Annotated in this window: 25 protein-coding genes; 6 read left to right on the top strand and 19 right to left on the bottom strand. The window is 67.9% G+C overall.

Going from position 1 to position 19,956, the window contains the following annotated elements; genetic code table 11:
* From EII34_RS07200 to EII34_RS07190, 3 genes are all read left to right on the top strand, one after another.
* Positions 1 to 348: hypothetical protein (locus EII34_RS07200; protein WP_221620224.1), on the top strand; the 348-nt coding region annotated here is incomplete at its 5' end.
* Positions 349 to 635: 287 nt separating this feature from the next.
* The gene (locus EII34_RS07195; RefSeq protein ID WP_124844381.1) at positions 636 to 971 is read left to right on the top strand and encodes a hypothetical protein; all 336 of its coding nucleotides are present in this window, start codon (positions 636 to 638) and stop codon (positions 969 to 971) included.
* A 1-nt stretch (position 972) separates the two neighbouring features.
* Positions 973 to 2,241 carry a hypothetical protein gene (locus EII34_RS07190; protein ID WP_124844379.1) on the top strand — a complete coding sequence of 423 codons (1,269 nt, stop codon included), beginning with the start codon at positions 973 to 975 and terminating at the stop codon, positions 2,239 to 2,241.
* A gap of 98 nt (positions 2,242 to 2,339) precedes the next feature.
* Here the strand turns inward: EII34_RS07190 and EII34_RS07185 are convergent, their stop codons facing one another.
* Positions 2,340 to 3,305 (bottom strand): hypothetical protein, encoded by a 966-nt coding sequence (locus EII34_RS07185; RefSeq protein WP_124844377.1) that lies wholly within the window; start codon positions 3,303 to 3,305, stop codon positions 2,340 to 2,342.
* A gap of 137 nt (positions 3,306 to 3,442) precedes the next feature.
* Entirely contained in the window at positions 3,443 to 4,867 is a 1,425-nt protein-coding gene (locus EII34_RS07180; protein WP_124844375.1) for a mycothione reductase, read from the bottom strand.
* A 38-nt stretch (positions 4,868 to 4,905) separates the two neighbouring features.
* Between EII34_RS07180 and EII34_RS07175 the strand changes: the two genes are divergently transcribed.
* The gene (locus tag EII34_RS07175) at positions 4,906 to 5,664 is read left to right on the top strand and encodes an SDR family NAD(P)-dependent oxidoreductase (protein WP_124844373.1); all 759 of its coding nucleotides are present in this window, start codon (positions 4,906 to 4,908) and stop codon (positions 5,662 to 5,664) included.
* 3 nt (positions 5,665 to 5,667) lie between these two features.
* On the opposite strand, the gene EII34_RS07170 is transcribed toward EII34_RS07175, so the two are convergent.
* From EII34_RS07170 to EII34_RS07135, 8 genes are all read right to left on the bottom strand, one after another.
* Entirely contained in the window at positions 5,668 to 7,110 is a 1,443-nt protein-coding gene (locus EII34_RS07170) for a GerMN domain-containing protein (RefSeq protein ID WP_124844371.1), read from the bottom strand.
* 166 nt (positions 7,111 to 7,276) lie between these two features.
* Positions 7,277 to 7,933, bottom strand: coding sequence for a histidine phosphatase family protein (locus tag EII34_RS07165; protein ID WP_124844369.1), 657 nt, complete (start codon positions 7,931 to 7,933; stop codon positions 7,277 to 7,279).
* Positions 7,933 to 9,501 (bottom strand): uroporphyrinogen-III synthase, encoded by a 1,569-nt coding sequence (locus EII34_RS07160; RefSeq protein ID WP_124844367.1) that lies wholly within the window; start codon positions 9,499 to 9,501, stop codon positions 7,933 to 7,935. The genes EII34_RS07165 and EII34_RS07160 overlap by 1 nt, the downstream gene beginning before the upstream one ends.
* A 48-nt stretch (positions 9,502 to 9,549) precedes the next feature.
* Positions 9,550 to 9,651 (bottom strand): 30S ribosomal protein bS22, encoded by a 102-nt coding sequence (locus EII34_RS07155; protein ID WP_042842924.1) that lies wholly within the window; start codon positions 9,649 to 9,651, stop codon positions 9,550 to 9,552.
* Positions 9,652 to 9,726: 75 nt separating this feature from the next.
* Positions 9,727 to 9,960 carry a hypothetical protein gene (locus tag EII34_RS07150; protein ID WP_124844365.1) on the bottom strand — a complete coding sequence of 78 codons (234 nt, stop codon included), beginning with the start codon at positions 9,958 to 9,960 and terminating at the stop codon, positions 9,727 to 9,729.
* Positions 9,961 to 10,059: 99 nt separating this feature from the next.
* The gene (locus tag EII34_RS07145) at positions 10,060 to 10,719 is read right to left on the bottom strand and encodes a DUF1707 SHOCT-like domain-containing protein (protein WP_124844364.1); all 660 of its coding nucleotides are present in this window, start codon (positions 10,717 to 10,719) and stop codon (positions 10,060 to 10,062) included.
* Positions 10,720 to 10,737: 18 nt separating this feature from the next.
* A complete protein-coding gene (gene proC / locus EII34_RS07140) occupies positions 10,738 to 11,520 on the bottom strand; it encodes a pyrroline-5-carboxylate reductase (protein WP_124844362.1) in 783 nt (260 codons plus the stop codon).
* Entirely contained in the window at positions 11,517 to 12,536 is a 1,020-nt protein-coding gene (locus EII34_RS07135; protein ID WP_124844360.1) for an aspartate-semialdehyde dehydrogenase, read from the bottom strand. Before EII34_RS07135 ends, proC begins: the two co-directional genes overlap by 4 nt.
* A 73-nt stretch (positions 12,537 to 12,609) precedes the next feature.
* Here EII34_RS07135 and EII34_RS07130 point away from each other — a divergent pair, with 73 nt between their 5' ends.
* Positions 12,610 to 13,008 (top strand): PH domain-containing protein, encoded by a 399-nt coding sequence (locus EII34_RS07130; RefSeq protein ID WP_260425073.1) that lies wholly within the window; start codon positions 12,610 to 12,612, stop codon positions 13,006 to 13,008.
* Here EII34_RS07130 and EII34_RS07125 read toward each other — a convergent pair.
* From EII34_RS07125 to EII34_RS07115, 3 genes are read right to left on the bottom strand one after another with little or no spacing between them, the layout of a single operon-like run.
* Complete coding sequence (locus tag EII34_RS07125) at positions 12,990 to 13,757, bottom strand: CPBP family intramembrane glutamic endopeptidase (protein WP_260425072.1); 768 nt, start codon at positions 13,755 to 13,757, stop codon at positions 12,990 to 12,992. The genes EII34_RS07130 and EII34_RS07125 overlap by 19 nt on opposite strands.
* 10 nt (positions 13,758 to 13,767) lie before the next feature.
* Positions 13,768 to 14,340, bottom strand: coding sequence for an aminoacyl-tRNA hydrolase (pth, locus tag EII34_RS07120; RefSeq protein ID WP_124844358.1), 573 nt, complete (start codon positions 14,338 to 14,340; stop codon positions 13,768 to 13,770).
* On the bottom strand, positions 14,337 to 14,945 hold the full coding sequence (locus tag EII34_RS07115) for a 50S ribosomal protein L25/general stress protein Ctc (RefSeq protein ID WP_124844356.1): 609 nt from the start codon (positions 14,943 to 14,945) through the stop codon (positions 14,337 to 14,339). The genes pth and EII34_RS07115 overlap by 4 nt, the downstream gene beginning before the upstream one ends.
* Before the next feature lie 139 nt (positions 14,946 to 15,084).
* Between EII34_RS07115 and EII34_RS07110 the strand changes: the two genes are divergently transcribed.
* Positions 15,085 to 15,711 (top strand): DNA-3-methyladenine glycosylase, encoded by a 627-nt coding sequence (locus tag EII34_RS07110; RefSeq protein WP_124844354.1) that lies wholly within the window; start codon positions 15,085 to 15,087, stop codon positions 15,709 to 15,711.
* Positions 15,712 to 15,774: 63 nt separating this feature from the next.
* On the opposite strand, the gene EII34_RS07105 is transcribed toward EII34_RS07110, so the two are convergent.
* The 6 genes from EII34_RS07105 to EII34_RS07080 form a co-directional block, all read right to left on the bottom strand.
* Positions 15,775 to 16,404 carry a histidine phosphatase family protein gene (locus EII34_RS07105; protein WP_124844352.1) on the bottom strand — a complete coding sequence of 210 codons (630 nt, stop codon included), beginning with the start codon at positions 16,402 to 16,404 and terminating at the stop codon, positions 15,775 to 15,777.
* An 11-nt stretch (positions 16,405 to 16,415) separates the two neighbouring features.
* The gene (locus EII34_RS07100) at positions 16,416 to 17,066 is read right to left on the bottom strand and encodes a hypothetical protein (protein ID WP_124844351.1); all 651 of its coding nucleotides are present in this window, start codon (positions 17,064 to 17,066) and stop codon (positions 16,416 to 16,418) included.
* Positions 17,067 to 17,075: 9 nt separating this feature from the next.
* A complete protein-coding gene (locus EII34_RS07095) occupies positions 17,076 to 17,717 on the bottom strand; it encodes an ABC-2 transporter permease (RefSeq protein ID WP_124844349.1) in 642 nt (213 codons plus the stop codon).
* A gap of 210 nt (positions 17,718 to 17,927) precedes the next feature.
* On the bottom strand, positions 17,928 to 18,539 hold the full coding sequence (locus tag EII34_RS07090) for a hypothetical protein (protein ID WP_124844347.1): 612 nt from the start codon (positions 18,537 to 18,539) through the stop codon (positions 17,928 to 17,930).
* Positions 18,532 to 19,365 carry an ABC transporter ATP-binding protein gene (locus EII34_RS07085; RefSeq protein ID WP_124844345.1) on the bottom strand — a complete coding sequence of 278 codons (834 nt, stop codon included), beginning with the start codon at positions 19,363 to 19,365 and terminating at the stop codon, positions 18,532 to 18,534. Before EII34_RS07085 ends, EII34_RS07090 begins: the two co-directional genes overlap by 8 nt.
* Positions 19,362 to 19,745, bottom strand: coding sequence for a GntR family transcriptional regulator (locus EII34_RS07080; protein WP_124844343.1), 384 nt, complete (start codon positions 19,743 to 19,745; stop codon positions 19,362 to 19,364). Before EII34_RS07080 ends, EII34_RS07085 begins: the two co-directional genes overlap by 4 nt.
* Positions 19,746 to 19,956: the final 211 nt, after the last annotated feature.

The raw sequence follows: 19,956 nt of genomic DNA, 5'->3' as shown, positions 1-19,956 counted from the left end.
CACCTCCTGGGCCACAGCATGTTCGCCATCGAAACCACCTTCACCTTCGTCGACGAGCACACCAAGACCGACCGAAAACTCCGCGAACAAAAGCCTGAACTCACTGAAAGCGAGCGAAGGTCCGAAGTAGCCCAAGTCGGAACCTTGAGAGCTGGAACCCAAGTCCTTTCTTCCGTCGCCGCTGGGGCAGCAGCAGGAGCCGCTATCGGTGGACCGATCGGTTTCATCGCAGGCATTGGAGTCGGGGTGGCAATGAGTATCCCCGTGACCAACGGAAAAAGCGCTTCAGAACTACTGGCAGATGCCGCCGAGGGGGTCTTCAATTTCGCGAGAGGACTCTTCGGATGATCCCCCTGGAGACCATATCAACCATTCCCAGAACCACCGGGTCAGCGATCGCAATGACCCTGATTGCCACCCTGGGAATCCTCTGCATTCGAACAGGAAGGATGATCCTCAAAGAGCCCGCCCCACGTTTCGTCATGACATACCGAGGCTGGAGCAGCATCCTCCTGTCTCTGCCATACGCAGGAACCTTCTTGCTCCTTGCTGCAAGCATCAGCTTTCAGCCCCCACTACCCAAGCCGATCTTGCTCTTGGAAAGCGCTGCTTTCCTACTCTGCCTGCTCATTGGCATGCTGAGTGTCTTCATCTGGTTCCCGAGGTTCCTGCTGCCCCGCTGGTACCCCCGCGCCGTCAAGGCAGGCGTGCCCCGCCACGACCCGCTCCTCATGGGAGCATTCAAGGCCCTCCCCCGCACCGAACAGCTCGAACTCCTCCACCACACCACCACATCCGCCGCAACACCAGCCGTTGCCACCACAGCCGCACCGACCTCGGCCACGCCCCCAAGCGCAGAGCGGTTCCCGACCCCGGCCCCTGCCGCCCGGAGCGGTGGCGCACCCCACACCGGTGTGGGTGTCGGCATCACGAGTGGCCTGGCACCACAAGACCCCGCGAAGAGGAGATGAGATGAAACTGACCGGCACCGCCTTTTGTTGCAAGGTTCCCGAACACTGGCGGGAGAACACCACGAACGATCTCCTCGATGCCGGGAGCCCCTTCCCGGTGAAGGGGGTGTCACCTCGGCTGACGGTTCAGGAATCAACCGTCTCGGAGCATCCCGAGGCCCTGGCCGTCATCAGCCAGGAACGTCTTCGCAGCCTCGCCTCCTCTCCTGAGACCGTGGTGGTCCAGGTGGAGGCCGTGGTTCGTCACGGAGTTGAGCGCCGTCGCCTCTGGAGCCTCAGCCCCGTCACATCCGAAGAGCAGCCGGAGCACATCGTCACCGCACTCACGATCCGGGATCTCGTGATCGCTGACGGCATCCTGGCCGAAGCGGCCCTCACCATGGCCCTGGACCACTGGAAACCGGGTGACAGCCACCACAAGGTCCTGGACAGCCTCCAGCTCCTGCCCCCTGGGGACCGAGCGACCCCCACAGCCACCGTCACCCCCACCACCCCCATCCTGGACCAGTGGGTCACGAAACGCGACGGGGCACCGCGCGAGGACCTCTCCGTCGTCACCCCCGCCCAGCTCATCTTCCCGAACGGTGCACTGACCCTCAGCTCCCTCAGCGCCCGGGTCTTCCTCAACAACCTCCAGTCCCAGGGGGACCACGTACCCTCTGGCGAGGTCCTCGAGGAGCTGGTGGCGGCCGGACTCGTCGATGACGACGGACACCCCGCCGCCACAGGTCGCCTGTGTGCCGAGCACGTGCTGAACGGGACGGCCTGGCGGCTCAGCGCCACCCCCGGTTCGGCAGAGCTCCGGTTCTGGCTCACCGAGCGGACCACCCTGCTGATGCTCCCCCACCCCGACCAGCAGGATGCCAGCCAGCTGGGGTTCTGCTCCTCCGACGACCTGCTGCGTCTCCTGCTCTGCTGGGTGGAGACCACCCCGTCCTGGCCCCTCGACGTCGAACTCAGGATGAACCGCTGGCAGCTCCGGTCGAGGATCAGACGGCACCGCACCTCGACCAGCCGCCGTTTTGACGACAAGGCCGAGTTCATCGGGCAGCCCTGGACCGCATGGTCCCTGACGGACAGGTGGGCGCAACCACAGCTCACCTGGCTGCAGACCCCCACCCGGGGCAACGCCGTCACCCATGTCGATCCGTCACTTCGGAACCCGTTGCGGCTCACCACCATCCGTCAGGACCCCGAGCACCCGCTCTGGGTCCACCTGAGATCGGCCCTCAGGGACTACACCGCTCCGACCGACCCCCTGCGGAGATGAAAAAGCCCGGTGGGGCCGCGCCGATGTCATGGCACGGCCCCACCGGGGATCACTCATCGCGCTCTCCCGTCAGCCTCGCCGGGGAGAACGCACCCCGATCAGAACGGCGGCGGGTTCTTGCGGAACTCCTCGACGTTCAGGCTGCCGTTCGGGTTCTTCGAACCACCCGGCTCCTGCACGGCCGCGTCGAGTGTCGTGAAGCTCGTCAGGCGCTGCTCATTCGTGACCTGGACGGCCCGGCTGATACCGACGCCGGGGAACCACTTGCCTTGTCCCTTCATCAGCAGATCAGCATCGTTGACCGTGCTGCCCACCTCCGGGTAGTAGTCGGCACCGACCTGAAGTGCGTACTTGGCCAGGTGACGGTCGTCGGGCCCGTTCGGGTCATCCAGGACCAGCCGGGTGAACACCCGGACGTGGACGGCCTTGATGTCCGAGGGGTCCTTCAGGGCCTTGGGCTCACCCCAGCTGTGGTAGATCTGCCTGGCGTCGGCAGCGGGGGGCTTGACGAGCGTGAAGCCCCCGTCCTGACGCTCATCGGCCTGGACGTGCGGCAGATGGGCATACCCCTCGTCGAAGATGCCACCACTGGTCGGGTGGTCCTCGAACAGCTCCCACTGGTTGGTCTTCTTGCTGAGGATGTACGCGCGGATCGAGCTGACCTCCACCCGGGTGTTGGTGGCCTGGTTGTCCGACAGGGTGAAGATGGCGATCCATGGCTGGAGCGCCTTCCAGTCGGTGTCGTACTTGTACTTGCCGCTGATGACGGCATCGCGCCAGTAGTCCGGGGCGTTCGAGCCCTTCGGGATGTTGCCCATGACGACCCGGGCCTTCTCGGCCCAGCCTGCATGGCTTCCGAAGTAGGGGTACTGGCCAGCGACGGTGCCGTCATTGGGCAGGGTCATGTCGTCGATCATGTTCTGCACGTGCCAGGGGCTCACCGGGTTGTACGACGGCGCCTCGGCAACCCCCGTCGGAACCTCGGCCTGCGCTGGACCGGCCGTCATCACCAGTGAGGCGGCAGCCATGGCCGCCACGGCGGCCCTCAGTCGGAATTTACCCATCTCAACTCCTTGGATCGGTGGTTGTTGGATGCGATCGCAGAACCGACTGTAAGAGCGCTCTCACAGCGCCACAAGTAGGCCTTTCGGCTTTTGATAGAAAGTTAACGGTTGTTCATCAAGTTTGGATCAAGGCCTTGTCAAGAGCGAGTCAAGGGCTCGCCGATCTCCTTCGCACGATGGTTCTTGAGCAGGTCGAGCAGAGCATTCTCCACGACCTCGGTGAGCGCCGGATGGATCCAGTACTGACCCCGCGCCATCTCCGGCACGGTCAGTCCGAAACTCATCGCCTGGATGAGCGGCTGGATCAGCAGCGCCGCATCAGGACCGATGATGTGCGCCCCCAGCAGATGCCACGTCCTGGGATCGGCCAGCAGCTTCACGAAGTGCTGCCCCTCGTCCTCCAAGGCCCACCCGTAGGCGACATCCGCGAAGTCGTGGCGCGCCACCACGTACGGTGCCCCCCAGTCCCGCAGCTGCTCCTCCGTCGCCCCCACCGAGGCGATCTGGGGATCCGTGAACACCGCGCTCGGCACGTACCGGTGATCCGTGGCCGCCAACTCACCGTCGCCGACCAGGAGGTTCTGGGCGACGGTGCGTGCCTCGGCATTCGCGACGTGCTTGAGCATCTGACCGGTGGAGACATCCCCCAACGCCCAGATGTGGGGCTGTGAGGTCCGTTGATGCCTGTCGACGCGGACCTGGCCGTGCTCGTCCACATCGACCCCTGCCGCCTCGAGGTTCAGCTCCGAGTTGCGGATCCGGCCGGTGGCCACCAGCACCGCATCCGCCGGGTACTCGTACTCCACCCCGTTGCGGTCCACGGTCACCACGATCGCCGCCTGGTCGGGTCCCTCCACGATCTCGGAGACCCGCTGGTTGAGGATCAGGTTGACCCGCTTGGCATGCTCCACGGTGAAGGCCTCGGCGACCTCCCGGTCCTGTCCCCTGAGCAGCACCTCGGAACGGTTCAACTGCGTCACCTGCGACCCGAGCCCGGCGAACACCTGCGCCAGCTCACAGGCGACGTACCCACCACCGACCACGACCAGACGTCGGGGCAGCTCCTCCAGGCGCATGACGTCGTCGGAGGTGTGGATGAGGCCCTCCAGCCCGGGCGGCACCGCCACGTCCAGTGGCCTGGGCCGGGAACCGGTCGCGATCACGATCTGATCCGCGCTGATCGAGACGTCACCGATCCGCAGGGTGTGGGGGTCGACGAACTCGGCCCGACCCTCGAACAGGGTCACCCCGGACCCTCGACGGCGCCACTCCTTCCCGCTCTCGGAGACCGGATCGATCCGCCCGAAGATCCGGTCCCTGACCTCAGGCCACGACACCCCCTTGAGCTCCAGGTCGACACCGAGCCGACGGGCACGGGCCGGGAAGGTCGCGGCCTCCGAGGTCGTCACGAACATCTTGGTGGGGATGCATCCCCGGTTGAGACAGGTCCCCCCGAAGACGGGGTTCTCCTCGATGAGGGCTACCTCGAGGTGGGCCAACCGCTCGTTGATGATGGTGTTCCCCGATCCCGAGCCGATCACGGCGACGTCGAAATGCTGCATGTCCCCATGATGGCACGCCAGACCATAGACTCAGCCCCATGACAGGTTGGGCAGTGGTGACCGGGGCCTCCAGTGGACTCGGCGAAGGATACGCGGTCAGGTTGGCCGAGCAGGGCGCGAACCTGATCCTGGTCGCACGCAGCGCGGACCGGCTCCAGGACCTCGCCGAACGGTTGCGCAGCAGGCACCGGGTGGAGGTCCGGGTCATGGCCTGCGACCTGACCGACCGCACGGCCAGGGCCGGGTTGATCGACGAACTGCGCGGCCTGGAGGTCCACACCTTGGTCAACAACGCCGGCTTCGGCTCCCTCGGCCCGTTCGCGGACCTCCCGGAGGAACGGATCAGTGCGGAGCTGGAGCTCAACGTCGTCGCCCTGACCGAGTTGACCCGCACGGTGCTGCCCGGCATGCGCGGCCGCGATCGTGGCGCGATCATCAACATCGCCAGCACCGCCGCCTTCCAACCGATCCCCGGGTTCGCCACCTACGCCGCGGGCAAGGCCTACGTCCTGCGGCTGTCCGTGGCGTTGTGGGCGGAGCTGCGCGACACCGGCATCCGGGTGCTGGCGGTGTGCCCCGGTCCCACCGACACCTCGTTCTTCGACCGTGCGGGTGACGACCGGGTGATGAGCCGACGGCGCAGCGTCGAGCAGGTGGTGGCGACCTCCTTCGAGGCGCTCGGCCGCCGCAGACCCTACGTGGTGGACGGGGTGCGCAACTCGCTGTTGGCCGAGGCCACCAGATTCGCGCCCGTTGGTCTCGCGACCCGTATGGCTGCCTGGGTGGCCCGGCACTGAGGTTCACTCGACGGTGATGGTGCGGCTCTGCTGCACCAGCTGCGGGGCCGCCGCCTCCCCGAGGGTGCTCTCGGCCACCACCTGGTACTCGCCGGCCGGCAGGTCGACGGTGACGGTCCAGGCCCGCCAGCCATCGGGATCCGATTCGACGTCGATCTGCGCGAAAAGACTGGTCAGCAGCACTCCCTGGGAGTCCGTGACGAGGATCCGGGGAGCATCCGGGGTTCCCTGGACGAGCCCGGAGACGATGACCGGTCCGCTCTGGAGCTTGGCCATGTTGCTCGGTGTGTTGATCCACAGCTTGCCGAGCGGGCTGAGTCCGGCTCGCCGGTGCTCGCCCCGGAAGGGCTCCGGTGGCAGCCCACCGTTCGAGCGGAACTGGACCTTCAGATCCGGGTTCCCGAGGATCTCGGACGCGGTGTAGACCATCTGGTCCACTGCCTGGACGGCGTCGCCGTCACTGACCAGCTCCACGTACGACTCGGCGCTCAGGTCGATGGTCAGCAGGTCCTCGTTGACCTCCACGGCCAGGATCCGCCCGGGGGTCCACGCGGAGTCGTAGTCGGGATCCAGGGGGGCCAGTGAGAGGATCGCGTTGAGCGCGGTCTGGACCATGCTGCCGGAGACCGGGAGGTCACGAAGCTCCCGGTACAACAGGGCGTCGTTGCGCCCCACGTAGTAGACCGGCACCGACATCACCTGCGAGGGGATGGACCGAGAAGGTACCGCGGACGGCATCGTCGTCGGCGACGGGGACGGGGACGGCACCGCCCCGGGATGCCCTGTGGTCGCCCATGCCAGGGAACCACCGATGACGAGCGCGCCGGCCACGATGATGCTGGAGGCCCACAGCGGCAGTCCGCCACGGGTGGCACGCAGGACCCTCAGCTCCAGCTCCAGCGTCTCCGTGCCCGGCGCCTGCACCAGTCTGGCCGCTGCCCTGAGCGCTGCGGTCAACTCATCCGAGAGGGTCTCCACCGCTCCCGGTTGGCTGGTCGGGGCGGGGTCCCCGACAGCACGGCGGAGATGTTCCAGACCGTCACGGAGTCGCTGGTTGCTGCCCTTGAGGGTCATTCGCATGACCCCGGCGAGCGAGGTCCCGAAGAGGGAGAGGTAGTGGGCCACGAGCAGGTGTTCGCCCAGCCTGACCGGCATGTCGGCCACCGCACGGCAGATCTCACCCTGCCTGGGGTCCGCGACGTCCGGCAGGTGCAGGGAGCCCGAGGAGCCCCGAACGGAACGGGCGTGGTGGACGACGTGCTCGATGAGGTACTCCACCCGATCCGCCGGGTCGATGATGCGCCGCTCCCGCCGGGACAGTCCGAGCAGGGCGCTGCGGATGATGTGCCCCGCTGCGCTCTCGGCCCCGAGCAGCACGGTCAACCGGTGCAGGGTGGCACCTTGTTCCTCGAACAGCTCGGAAAGCCAGCCCTCGTCCTCAAGCACGCCGATCACTCACCGTCGTGTCGGCCGGGCATGGGGAGGTTCGGGGTCTCACGCAACATATTGTGCCCCGCGATCACCCGTTGACGAAAGTGAACACCCCAAGGTGATCCCTGCCCTCCGATCAGACAGGTCAAACTTCACTCCACGGATGGGGGCGCGCCCGTTCTCAGGTACCGACGCGGAACTTGATGCCCTTCTTGGGCGGCAGCAGGTCAGCAGCAGGTTCACAGTAGTCGACAGCGGTGAGTGTCCGGTCACGGAACTGGAAGGAGGTGACGGAGGTCAGGGTGCAGTGGCGGCGACGCGGGTCGTGGAACAGCCGCTGCCCCAGCGCACTCCGGCGGGCGATCTCGATGGGCAACTGGTGGCTCACCACGAGTGCCTGACCACCCGGTCCGGCCGCCTCCGCCGCGTCCGCGATGGCGTCGCGCATCCGTGCCGCGATGTCGACATAGGCCTCACCCCAGCTCGGGCGGAACGGGTTGAGGACGTGACGGATCATCCGCACGTCACGCAGGGCCTTGTTGTCGACACCGAACACCTTGCCCTCGAACACGTTGGCGGCCTCGATGACCCGCTCGTCGGTGGTGATCGGCAGCTGTGGGAACAGAGCCGCGGTGGGGGCCAGGGTCTCCTGGGCTCGCTGCAGCGGCGAGCAGACCAGGTGCGTCAGCGGTACCTCGTCCCAGTGCTCGGCGAGCCGCTCCGCCATCCGATGTCCCAACTCGGAGAGCCCGAAGCCGGGCAACCTGCCGTAGAGGACACCGTCGGGGTTGTGGACCTGACCGTGCCGCATCACATGGACGATCCTCGGCTCCCCCATCACTTCCCCTTGGCGCGAGGGTCCCGACGACGGCGACGACGCTGGGACGGTTTGGTGTCCGGCAGTCCCTGGGCCAGGCGCTCGAACCGCCGCTGATCGGCGAAACGCGCCAGCCCCGCTGCCAACGCCTCGAAGCTGGGAGCCTCCGCCATGACGTCGACCCGCAACCCGTGCAGTCGGCAGGCCTCGGCGGTGGCCGGGCCGATCGCCGCGATGATCGAGGCGGCATGGGGTTTCCCGGCGATCCCGATCATGTTGCGCACCGCCGTCGAGGAGGTGAACACCACCGCGTCGAACAGCCCGGTCTTGATGCGTTCCCGCATCTCCGACGGCGGGGGCGCGGCCCGCACGGTGCGGTACGCCGTGACCTCCTCGACCTCCCAGCCGAGGTTGCCGAGCCCTTCGACGAGTTCCGTGACGGAGACGTCCGCGGTGGGGACGAGGACCCGGTTCATCGGGTCGATGAGCTCGTCGAAGGCCGGGAACTCCAGTGCCAGGTCGCGTGCCGTGTCCCCCTCGAGAGGAACCAGGTCGGGTTTGATGCCGACCTTCGCCAGTGCCTCGACGGTTCCCCTCCCCACGGCGGCGAGCTGGATGCCGGCCAGGGCCCGAGAGTCGAGACCGTACTCGGCGAGACGTTCGATGATGGCCGCCACCGAGTGCGGGGAGGTGAACACCAGCCACAGGAAACGACCGTCCACGATGCCCCGCACGGCCTTCTCCATCCCGGCCTCGGTGCGTGGTGGCTCGATGGACATGGTGGCCACCACCTCCGTGGTCGCACCGTAGCGGGACAGGTGCTCGGCCAACTCACGGACCTCGTCCTTGGTGCGGGGCACCAGCACCTTCCAGTCGAACAACGGTTTCGACTCGAACCAGTCCAGTCGATCCTGGACCGTGTCCGCCACCGCGTCACCGACCAGCAGGAAACGATCCGTGCCGCACGGTGCGACGTCGAGTCCCTTCCAGGTGGTGAGCCTGCTCAGTTGGGAGGTGGTGCCGAGTCCGCGCATCTCCAGCACCTCACCGTCGCCGCCGTGTCGCTTTCCACCGGCGGCTGCCACCTCGGCGATGCTGGCGTCGGAGGCGCGGATGATGAGCACCTTCGACTCCGGCCAGTCCGCGGGCAGCCCAGCGGTCGCGTCGCAGGTGGTCACCACCTCGACGGGGCTGATGCCGCCGTAGCTGAGCGCGGCGGTCCATGGGCTGACGCCGGGGATGAGGTGGGTTCGCAGCCGTTTCTCGGCCAGGATCCGGGTGAGCGTGTCGCGGTGCCGGGTGTCGCTGAAGAAGTCCCCACCGGCCAGGCGGACCACTCGGAGACCGTCCTCGGCCACCCCGCGCAGCTGCTCCACCTCGTCGCCGTTGACCTCGACGACACGGGCCGTCGGCTCGACACCGACCAGGGCGAGGTCATCGATCATGGCGTCGGAGTCGACCACCAGCACGTCGGCGCTCAGCAGTTCCCGGACACCGGCATGACTGATGAGTCCCGGGTCACCGGGCCCGTAGGCCACGAAGGTCACGGATCCGACAGCGGTGGTCGATTCCGGATCGGACTGGGTCACGGACAGGCTCCTGCGGGTTTGCCCCGCCGGTCACAGGCGGGGGTCAGCTCACTTGCCGGCGCGGCGACGCTGAATGCGGGTGCGCTTCAGCAGCTTGCGGTGCTTCTTCTTGGCCATGCGCTTGCGGCGCTTCTTGATGACGGAGCCCACTGTTTGCCTTTCACTATCCATCTCCGCGTCTCGGAGACGGTGGAGCGCCGGGACGGCCCCGGCAGAGTCCATATGCTAACTCGCTTCCCCGTCAGGGTGCCAATTGCTCAGGAAGCGGGGAGCGCGGCCCGGCGTCGGTGGTGCTTGGCGAGTTTCCGCCGATCCCACCGGTTCGGTTCCACGGGCGATGAGGTGGGGACGGATGCTCCCGGTGACGACGATGTCGATCACCGGGGCCAGGGCACGGGCCTCGACGAAGTTGAGGTGGAGTCCGCCGCCACCGGGGACGAATTCCATGAAGGGTGTCACGTCCCACTCCCCGATGAGTCGAGCCCCTTCCAGGGCACCCGGTGGACGAGGGGTTCTCCCAGGTCACCCGGGTCCCGGAGGCGAGGTCCGGCCCCGCCCTCAGCCAGCGGGCAGGGCCGCCTGGTCGGTGCGGTGCCTCAGCATCCTGCGACGGTCGAACCAGTTGGGTTCACGCACGGTCAACCCGTACTTCGCGATGCCCCGGACCAGGATGCGGGGTCTGCCCTTCTCCGGCCTGGTGGGCACCCCGGAGTCGATGCTCTCCCCCAGGTCGCTCTTCACCGACCCCAACTGGTGCAGGTCCACACCCCAGCCGGGAGGAACGATGAACTTCGCCGAGAGGCCTCCCGTGAGCACGATGTCGAGCACCGGTGCCAGTGGGATGGCATCGACGAAGTTGAGGTAGAGGGTTCCCCAGTCCTTGCCGATGAACTCCATGAACGGGGGCACCCGCCAGGCCCCCAACCGGGTGAGCCCCTGCCACCCGAACCGGTGGAGCTCAGGGTTCTCCCAGGACATCCCGGGGGCATCGGACTCCCCGTGGAGCACACCGAAGACCTGGCCGAGCCGGGCACTCGGCAGCAGGTCCTGCAGCACCTGATGGATGTCGGCACGGGTGACGGCACCCAACGCCCTGGGCAACCTGCTCTCCAACTCCTCGAAGGTGAGTCGACCGTCCGCGGTGGCGTCTCGCAGGTGGGCGGCAGCAACCTCTCGCTCGGCACTGGTGACACGAAGCTGCAGGTCGTTGTCGGGCATGGTCACCAGTGTGCCCGATCAGAGCTCGGTGCTGCGCCGGGCGCAGGCCTCGACGGCGGCGAGGAAGGCCGCGCGCACTCCTCGCTCGTCGAGCACCCTCAGGGCCGCGGCGGTGGTGCCGGCCGGGGAGGTGACCCGCTCCCGCAGCACCGTCGCGGACTCCCCGGAGTGCTCCAGCATCGCGGCGGCCCCGGCGAAGGTGCCGCCCACCAGGGTGGTGGCATCGGCACGGCTGAGCCCCTGGTGGACCCCCGCCTCGATCATCGCCTCGGCGACGGCGAACAGGTAGGCCGGACCGGAGCCTGACAGCGCGGTGAGGGCGTCGAACTGGGACTCGGGCACCACGACACTGATCCCGACGGCGTCCATGAGCCCCTTGACCCGCATCACGTCGGATTCGTCCACCGTCGGGCCTGCGGTGATCCCGGCGACGCCCCGGCCGACCAGCGCGGGGGTGTTCGGCATCACCCGGATGATCGGCTGCCCCTCCGGGAGCGGGGCTTCGAGGCGCTCCAACGTCACGCCCGCAGCGATGGAGACCACCACCGTCGTCGGCAGGAGGTCGGGGGCGAGCTCCGTCAGCACCCCTTCGACGTGATGCGGTTTCACGGCCACCACGAGCACGTCGCTGCGGGCGGCCTCCGCCAGGCTGGTCGCGGAAACCCCGTGGACGTCACGGAAATGGGTCAGCCGCGCCTCGTCCCGGTCAACGACGGCGATCCCATCCGGCGCGGTCCCCGCCGAGATCCACCCTGCGACGAGCGCCTCCCCCATCGCCCCGGCCCCCACGACACCGATCATCGGACCAGCAGCTCCGCGATCTGGATGGCGTTGAGGGCGGCCCCCTTGCGGAGGTTGTCACTGCTGACGAAGAGCACCAGACCGCGGCCATCCGGCACCGACTGGTCCTGCCGGATCCGCCCGACGAGACTCGGGTCCGTGCCCGCCGCCTGCAACGGGGTCGGGATGTCGGTGAGCACGACCCCGGGGGCGTCCGTCAGCACGTCACGTGCCTGCTCGGGGGTGATGGGACGGCTGAAGCGGGCATGGATGCTCAGGCTGTGGCCGGTGAAGACCGGCACGCGCACGCAGGTGCCGGCGACCAGCAGCTCGGGCAGGTGGAGGATCTTGCGGGACTCGTTGCGGAGCTTCTTCTCCTCGTCCGTCTCCCCCTCACCGTCGTCGACCAGGGCTCCCGCGTACGGCAGCGCGTTGAAGGCGATGGGGGCGACGTACGGACCGAGGTCGGCAGGTGTGAGGGTGCTGCCGTCGTGGGTGAGGCCGCGCGGATCACCGGCCTCGCCGATCTGCGTGGCCAGGGCCTCCACCCCGGCCAGGCCGGAGCCGGAGACCGCCTGGAAGGTGGTGACCTGCAGGGCCTCGAGACCGGCCGCGTCGCTCAGCGGCTTCAGCACGGGCATCGCGGCCATGGTGGTGCAGTTCGGGTTGGCGATGATCCCGATCTCCGCCCTCGCCACGTCCTCCGGGTTGACCTCGGCGACGATGAGCGGCACCCGGTCGTCCAGCCGCCAGGCCGAGGAGTTGTCGATGACGGTGGCTCCGGCCTCGGCCACCCTCGGCGCCCACTGCCTCGAGGTGCCGCCCCCGGCGGAGAACAGGGCGACGTCCAGACCGGAGAGGTCCGCCGTGGCGATGTCCTCGACGACGACCTCCTCGCCCTTCCAGTCCAGGACCTTCCCGGCGGATCGCTCCGAGGCGAAGAACCGGATCGTCGTCACAGGGTGGTTCCGCTCCGCCAGCAGCTTCCGCATCACGCCACCCACCTGGCCGGTGGCCCCGAACACTCCAACACGCATGGACAGATTCTACGATCCTCATCACCCGTAGACTGGCGGGCATCACGTCGTGGACCAAGCAGTGAGGACTGACATGGCCTTCAACGAACCTCATCTCCTCAAAGCGGGGGCCAACCACATCACCACCCCCGCCACCGGATTCGAGAAACTGATGTCCCGGAATCCCCTGATGCTGCTGTCCGGCCAGTTCGGCCGCATCTCCCGGGGCGGTCACCTCTACGTCACCACCACCCACCTGGTCTTCGAACCGCACAGTCTCAACGACGCCGTCGAGCAGAGCAGACTGCGTATCCCGTTGGTCGAGATCACCGGGATGCGCACGCACCAGAGGATGGCCTCAGCGGTGCTGACCGTCTCGACGGCACGAGGAGTCGACATCGACTTCCTGTGCTGGAGCCGCGAGAAGGTGATGGCCGCCGTCGAGCAGGCCCGCCAGCGTCTCCAGTTCCCGGGTCACAACCAGCCGACATAGGGCTTGAGCAGCGCATAACCGACGAAGGCGACGATGTCGAGCAGGCTGTGGACGATCACCAGGGGCATCACCCGTCTGGTGCGCAGGTACAGCCAGCCGAACAGCACCCCCATCACGAGGTTGCCGATGAACCCACCGAATCCCTGGTAGAGGTGGTAACCACCCCGCACGACGGCGGAGATGACGAGGATGACCAGCATGCTCCCGCCGGCCTGCCGCCACCGGGTGAACAGGTAGCCCACCATGACGATCTCCTCGAGGAGGCCGTTCATGACCGCCCGGAGGATGAGCACGGGAATGGTCCACCAGGCGGCCTGGAGGTTCGCCGCCGCGATGGTGGTGTTGATGCCGAGTTCCTTGGCCACCAGGTAGAAGGCCAACCCTGCGGTTCCGATCCCGGCGAAGACCCCGAATCCGACGGCGAGGTCGAACCCCGGGCGGCGGAGGTCGAACCCCATCACGGTGAACGGCCCGCCGCTCGGCCGCACGTGCACCCACAGCAGGTACAGCACCAGCACCACCGGCATGAGCGGGAAGACCAGGCCTGCCACCTGGTAGGCCAGGTCCAGCCACGGCCGGTCCGGGGTGGCGGAGCTGTTCATGCTGGTGGTCTGCTTGTTCAGCGGCACCTCGAGCGTCAGCTTGTTGATCAGCGACAGCAACGAGTACACGGCGGACTGTCCGAGTGAGATCCCCAGCACGATGAGCATCTCGATGCGCAGTTGACGGGATGTCGTGCTGTTGGTCACGCGTGCCCTCTCAGTTGTTGAAGTCGTTCTGGGCGACGACCAGCCCGTCGGTGACGAGTCTCACGGCGGCATCGGCCGCGATCGCCGCGTCGACGCGCATCGCGTCGAGTTCGGCGGGGCGCATCCTGGCCAGCACGTGGTCGGCGGCCGGTTGGCGACCCGGGGGGCGGCCGATGCCGACCCGGATGCGCAGGAAGTCCCCGGTGCCGAGATGGGCCCGGATGGACTTCAACCCGTTGTGCCCGTTGTCCCCTCCGCCGAGCTTCAGTCGCAGCCGTGTCGGCTCCAGGTCGAGTTCGTCGTGGATGACGATCACCCGGTCGGGCGGCACCTTGTGGAACCTGGCGACGGCGGCGACGGCGGCACCGGACTCGTTCATGAAGGTGGTGGGTTTCACCAGCAACACCCTGTGCTCGCCGTCGAGATGGGCGGCTGCCACCTCGGCGCGTTGCCCCTTCGCCAGCGAGAACCTCACCCCCAGGCGGTCGGCGAGATCGTCGACCGCCCAGAACCCGACGTTGTGCCGGGTGGGGGCGTACGTCGGGCCCGGGTTCCCGAGCCCGACCACGAGGTGGGTGCTCACTCGGCCGCGTCGCCCTCCGCAGCACCGTCGACATCGCCCTCGGCCGACTCGACCGGCTCGGCGTCGGCGATGTTGATGGTGACGACGAGGTGGTCGGCCGGGGCGGTGGCCTCGACGCCCTCGGGCAGCTCCAGGTCACCGACGACGATCTGCGCGCCGACCTCCAGGCCGTCGACGGAGACCTCGATCTCGCTCGGGATCGAGGTGGCGGGGGCCAGCACGGGCAGGGCCATCAGCTCGTGGTTGACCAGCGAGTCCTTGCCGGCGGGCTCACCGATGAAGTTGATCGGCACGTCGACGGAGACCTTCTCGGAGGCCTTGACCAGCAGCAGGTCCACGTGCTCCAGGAACCCGGTGATGGGGTCGCGCTGCACCTGCTTCGGCAGGGTCAGCACGGGCTTCCTGGCATCGTCGATGGTGATCTCCAGCAGCACGTTGGCATTGCGCAGCGCCAGGAAGGTGTCCTTGTTGGGCAGCGACACGTGGACCGGGTCGGTGCCGTGGCCGTAGATGACGGCGGGGATCAGGTCGGCGCGACGCAGCTTGCGGGCGGCGCCCTTGCCGAAGACGGTGCGGGTGGTGGCAGCCAGTTTCAGGTTGGCCATGTCTCCTCCTTCAGGGGTTGAACGGGTGCACGCCTGAAGGGGTTGCTAGTCGATCACGGACGTCTCGTCCCTCGCCAGGCAGCTGATTCAGCCTACCCCGGGGCGTCGGGAGCCCCAAATCCCGGTACGCTCGCCGGTCATGGAGGGGTTCAGTCGGGCGTCGCGTGAGTGGTTCGACCAGCCGGTGGTGGCCCTCGCGCCGCAGCTGCTGGGCGGGCTGCTGGTGAGGACGACCACCGAGGGCACCGTCGCGGTGCGCATCACGGAGGTGGAGGCCTACGCCGGTGCCGATGATCCCGGCTCGCACGCCTTCAGGGGGATGACCCCGCGCAACGCCACGATGTTCGGTCCGCCCGGGCACCTGTACTGCTATCTCAGCTACGGGGTGCACTTCAACCTCAACGTGGTGTGCGACGGCGAGGGTGTCGGCACCGGGTGTCTGCTTCGGGCGGGCGAGGTGGTCGACGGGCTGGCACTGGCCAGGGGTCGTCGCAGCGCCCGGCCACGTCGAACACGTCTGCTGGATCATCAGCTGGCACGTGGTCCCGGGAACCTGGGCCAGGCCCTCGGCTCGTCGAGACAGGCCGACGGCGCGGATCTCATGGGCGAACAGTGGTCGTGGTGGCGGCCCGAGGTCGCACCGACGACCTGGCTCACGGGTCCTCGGGTCGGGGTCTCGGGACCCGGCGGCGACGGGGAACGTTTCCCGTGGCGCTTCTGGCTGCCGGACGAGCCGTCGGTCTCCGCCTACCGCCGCGCGGGGTGAACCGCATCGGGGGCACCACGAACGGGGCGCTCGGGGTGGCGGACTGCACCTCCCGGCCACACGTCAGTGCGCGCTCGGTCTCACCCCGAGGTCGTTGACGAACTCGACCAGGGGGCCCTGCCAGCTGGTGACGAAGGAGGTCATGGAGGTGGCCGCGAGGTTGATGCGACGCGCGGGCAACAGGTCGATCCCCAGCACGGTCTGGAGGCAGCTCATGATGGGCCCCCAGTGGGCGACGACGACGGTGGTCCCACCATCGTCGAGCAGCCGGTCGAAGGCCATGCGGACCCGGGCGTGGAGCTCGATGTGGGACTCGCCACCCGGCGGACGGAAGGTCTCGTCGGCCCAGAACCGCAGCATCTCGTCGGGGAACCGGTTGCGCAGGTCGTCGCCTCTCAGACCGTCCCACTCCCCGAAGCCCAGCTCATCCCAGGCCGGATCGGGCTCCACCTGGACCCCGTAGAGCTCTGCGATCGGGGCGGCGGTCTGTCGGGCCCGGGCCAGCGACGAGGAGATCACCCTGACCGGCACCTCACCGAGGAAGGCCCTGACCCGTCGCGCCAGGTCGTCGGCCTGGGCGCGTCCCTGCTCGTTGAGCGCGGGGTCACCACCACCTCGGCCGTCCCAGATCCCGGTGATGGTGTGGTCGGTGACGCCGTGGCGGCACAGCAGGACGCGGCTCTCAGAGGTCATGACAGCCCAGCCTAGTGGTCCTGGCGCTCGCGGACCCGGACGTTCAGCGGGATGAGCGCCAGGTACCCGATGACTCCGAGGAGGAACGGCAGCCACGGGGCAGAGCCGGCGAACCAGGCGTTCACCGTCACGGGCAGGCGTTCAGAGACCTGCTGGAGCACCCAGCAGAACCCGAGGAACGCCACCAGGAACATCACCACCGGGAGCACGAGTCGCCGGGTGGCACCGAAGCGCAGCACCAGCTGTTCCATGATCCCCAGCACCAGCAGCATGGTCCCGGTGAAGATGGACGCCTTGACCCCCCAACCGCCGGACGGATCGATCGCGAGCACCCGGCCCAGCCCGACGGCCCCGAGGAGGGACACCAGCACGGTGAAGGCAGCACACAGCAACAACGTGGCCACCAGGGCCGACAGGGCCAGCGCCGTCTCGACGGTGCGCCGTGTCACCGGCAGCAGGTCGAACATCAGTGCCTTCTCATCCGTCGCGTCCATCACGCGACGAACCACCGGGAACGCCACCACGGGGATCAGCCAGGGAGCCGGGTCACGATCCAGCAGCACGGCGATCACCACGGTGACCCCGACGAGGAGAGGGAACAGGGCGGCATGGCGTCGCAGACCTCGCAGCTCCACCCGCATCACGGCCAACAGTGCGGACATCTCTTCCTCTCAGTGGTCCAGACGCTCGGCGGTGCTGAGCGTGACGGGCAGGGAACCTGCGAGGACCGACACCCCGATGACCAGGAGCAACCACGGGCCGTGCGCCCCCAGGAAGGAGCTCCAGGCCGGGGGCAGGTTTCCCGTCGTGTGCGCCGCGATGAGGATGACCACCAGGCAGACCACCCCGAACAACGGCAGGTGTGCGACGGCGGTCCGCCAGCTCCGCCAGGGCCGCCACCAGTGAGGCACGATGAGCCCGATGACAAGCAGCATGGCCCCCAGGGAGGCGAGCAGCTGCATCCCCCAGTCCTGCGGCACCACGACCCCGACCCCCTGGAGCACCAGGAAGATCACCGCCCCGACGAGGCAGACCATCAGTGAGCTGGCGAGGATCATGAGGTAGTGCGAGACCACGACGGTGCGCCGACGGACCGGCAGCACGTCGAGCAGGGGCACCTTCGCGGCGAACAGGCCGAACCGGAACAGGCTCTGGGTCATCATGAAGATGAGGATCATCATGGCGCTGATCACCCACGTGGGGTGTGCGTTCCAGTTGAGGAGCCAGAACACCCCGATGACGATGGGAACCATCAGGACCATCTCACGCAGGCCACGCAGGTCCAACCGCACCATGGCCGTCAGTTCACGCATGGACGTCCTCCGTGACCTCGGTGGGGTTGAACGGTGACGAGCTCCGGAGGGCAGGACCCACGAACCGGTCCCGGAGCCGTCCCGGAGTGCTCCTCATCAGCGGATCTCCTTCGCGATGGCGGGCACGGCGCTGAAGAAGGAGAACAGGACACCGGCGAGCGGCAGCGCCCACCACGGTTCCAGCCGGACCAGCGACGGGATGGACCCCAATCATCGGGCCTCCTTCTCGACGAAGGGCAGGGCGAAGAGGAACGAGACGATGATCCCCAGCACCCCGGCGACCGGCATGCCCCACGTGCCCCGTACACCCCACCTCATCAGCAGGAAGACGCCCCCGACGAGCAGAACCAGCGAGATGGCACCCACGGGAACCCAGGTGGCACGGCCCGAGGAGACGGAGCAGTGGAACGCCAGTGCCACCCCCAGAAAAAGCAGGCCGATTCCCGACATCCACGTCACCCTCTCCACCCAGTGCTCCGGCAGGGCATGGCCGAGCCTCTCGAAGACCACCAGGAGGCCGACATGCATGACCACGGCGACGAGGAAGAGGGCGACGGCGGCGGTGTAGTGGGCGAGCAGGACCGTCCTGGGCCGCACCGGGAGCAGCTCGAAGACACCGAGGGGGTAGCCCGGACGACGGGAGGTGAAGATCGTATGGATGAAGAGGAAGGCAAAGACCACTGACCCGGTCGGCGTCACGACGACCTCCCCGACCCCGAAGTGTCCCAGGAACCCAAGGACGAGCAGTACCGCGACCAGGGCCACCAGATATCCGCTGATGCCCCGGAGGTCGACGCGAACGACGTTGGTGAACTCACGCATGGACCGGCTCCTTCACGAGATGCAGCAGCAGCTGCTCGATGGTGGGGGACTCGGCGACGACATCGGCACCGCACAGCGCCAGGTCCTGGGCTGCGATGAGGCCCTCCCAGCCCATCGGGTGCCGCCGAAGGCCGTGCAGCCGCGCCTCGAGATCAGGGGTGAGGCCCCGGGCCCCGCCGCGCACCAGCGCCCACTGCTCCCGCAGGTCGTCGAGCTGCCCGGCGAGGGTGACCTGTCCGGAGTCCAGGACGACGAGACGGTCCGCGATGCGTTCGAGGTCGCTCGTGATGTGGCTGGAGAACAGCACGGCGTGCCGCTCGTCGGTCATGAACTCCGCGACCTGGTCGAGGAGCTCAGTGCGGGCCAGCGGGTCGAGACCGCTGGTGGGCTCGTCGAGGATGAGGAGTTCGGCGCCGAGGGCGAGGGCGAAGGCCAGCTGCAGCTTCATGCCCGCGCCGCGGGACAGCTCGCCGATCTTCTTGTTCATCTCCGCCCCGGCCCACTGGGCGAGCCGCTCGAAGCGGGCCTGGTCCCAGTTCGGGTAGAAGGGGCCGAGCAGGGTGCCCAGCTCCCTCACCTTCCAGTGCGACGGCCACGGCGGGGTGTCGAGGACCACACCGACACGGGTCTTGTCGAGGAGATGGACCCGGCCGCTCGTCGGCAGGCAGGCCCCGAGGCCGAGTTTGATGGCGGTGGTCTTCCCGGCCCCGTTCGGCCCGACGAGAGCGGTGACGTAGCCGCGCGGCACCTCGAGGTCGAGCGGGCCGAGGGTGAAGCCGTCGTAGTGCTTGGTCACGGCCGAGAGGACGAAGGGTGAGGGGGTCATGAGTTCTCCTGGGCGTCGAGGGCGAGGTCGAGGATCTGGCGGAGGTCCGCGTCGGGGATGTCGGCGAGCCGGGCCTGGGCGACCGCGTCGCCGATCAGGCCCTCGATCTGCCGCAGCACCTGTTCGCGGACGAGTTCACTGTTGCGGGGTTGCACGTAGTACCCCTTGCCGGGGACGTTGGCGAGGAATCCCTCGGCGACGAGGTCGGCGTAGGCCCTGGTGGTGGTGATGACGCTGACCCTGAGGTCGCGAGCCAGGGCCCGGATCGACGGCAGGGCCTCCCCCTCCGCCACGTCGCCACGCAGGATGGCGGCCTTGATCTGGTCCTGGATCTGCGCGTAGATCGGGATCCCACTCGTGTTGGACAGGATGATGTCCACGCCACCTCCTTTCTGTATATATACAGCATATACAGTAGAGACAGCAGAGGCAAGTCTCCGTCCGCCGTCCCGCGGCGCTCCCGGCCCTCTCTCTTCCGCCCCTGACTCGGCTCCCCTGACGAGCACGAACCGCTGGCGAAAGACACTGCCCCGTCGCACATCGACACCGGACGGATTTTCCTCCGCGGTTCCTGCACACCTCCTCGCCCGT

Origin of the sequence: Arachnia propionica, from assembly GCF_003859805.1 — a bacterium.
Lineage (GTDB): Bacteria > Actinomycetota > Actinomycetes > Propionibacteriales > Propionibacteriaceae > Arachnia > Arachnia propionica_C.
This window is presented reverse-complemented; position numbering and strand designations above follow the sequence as displayed.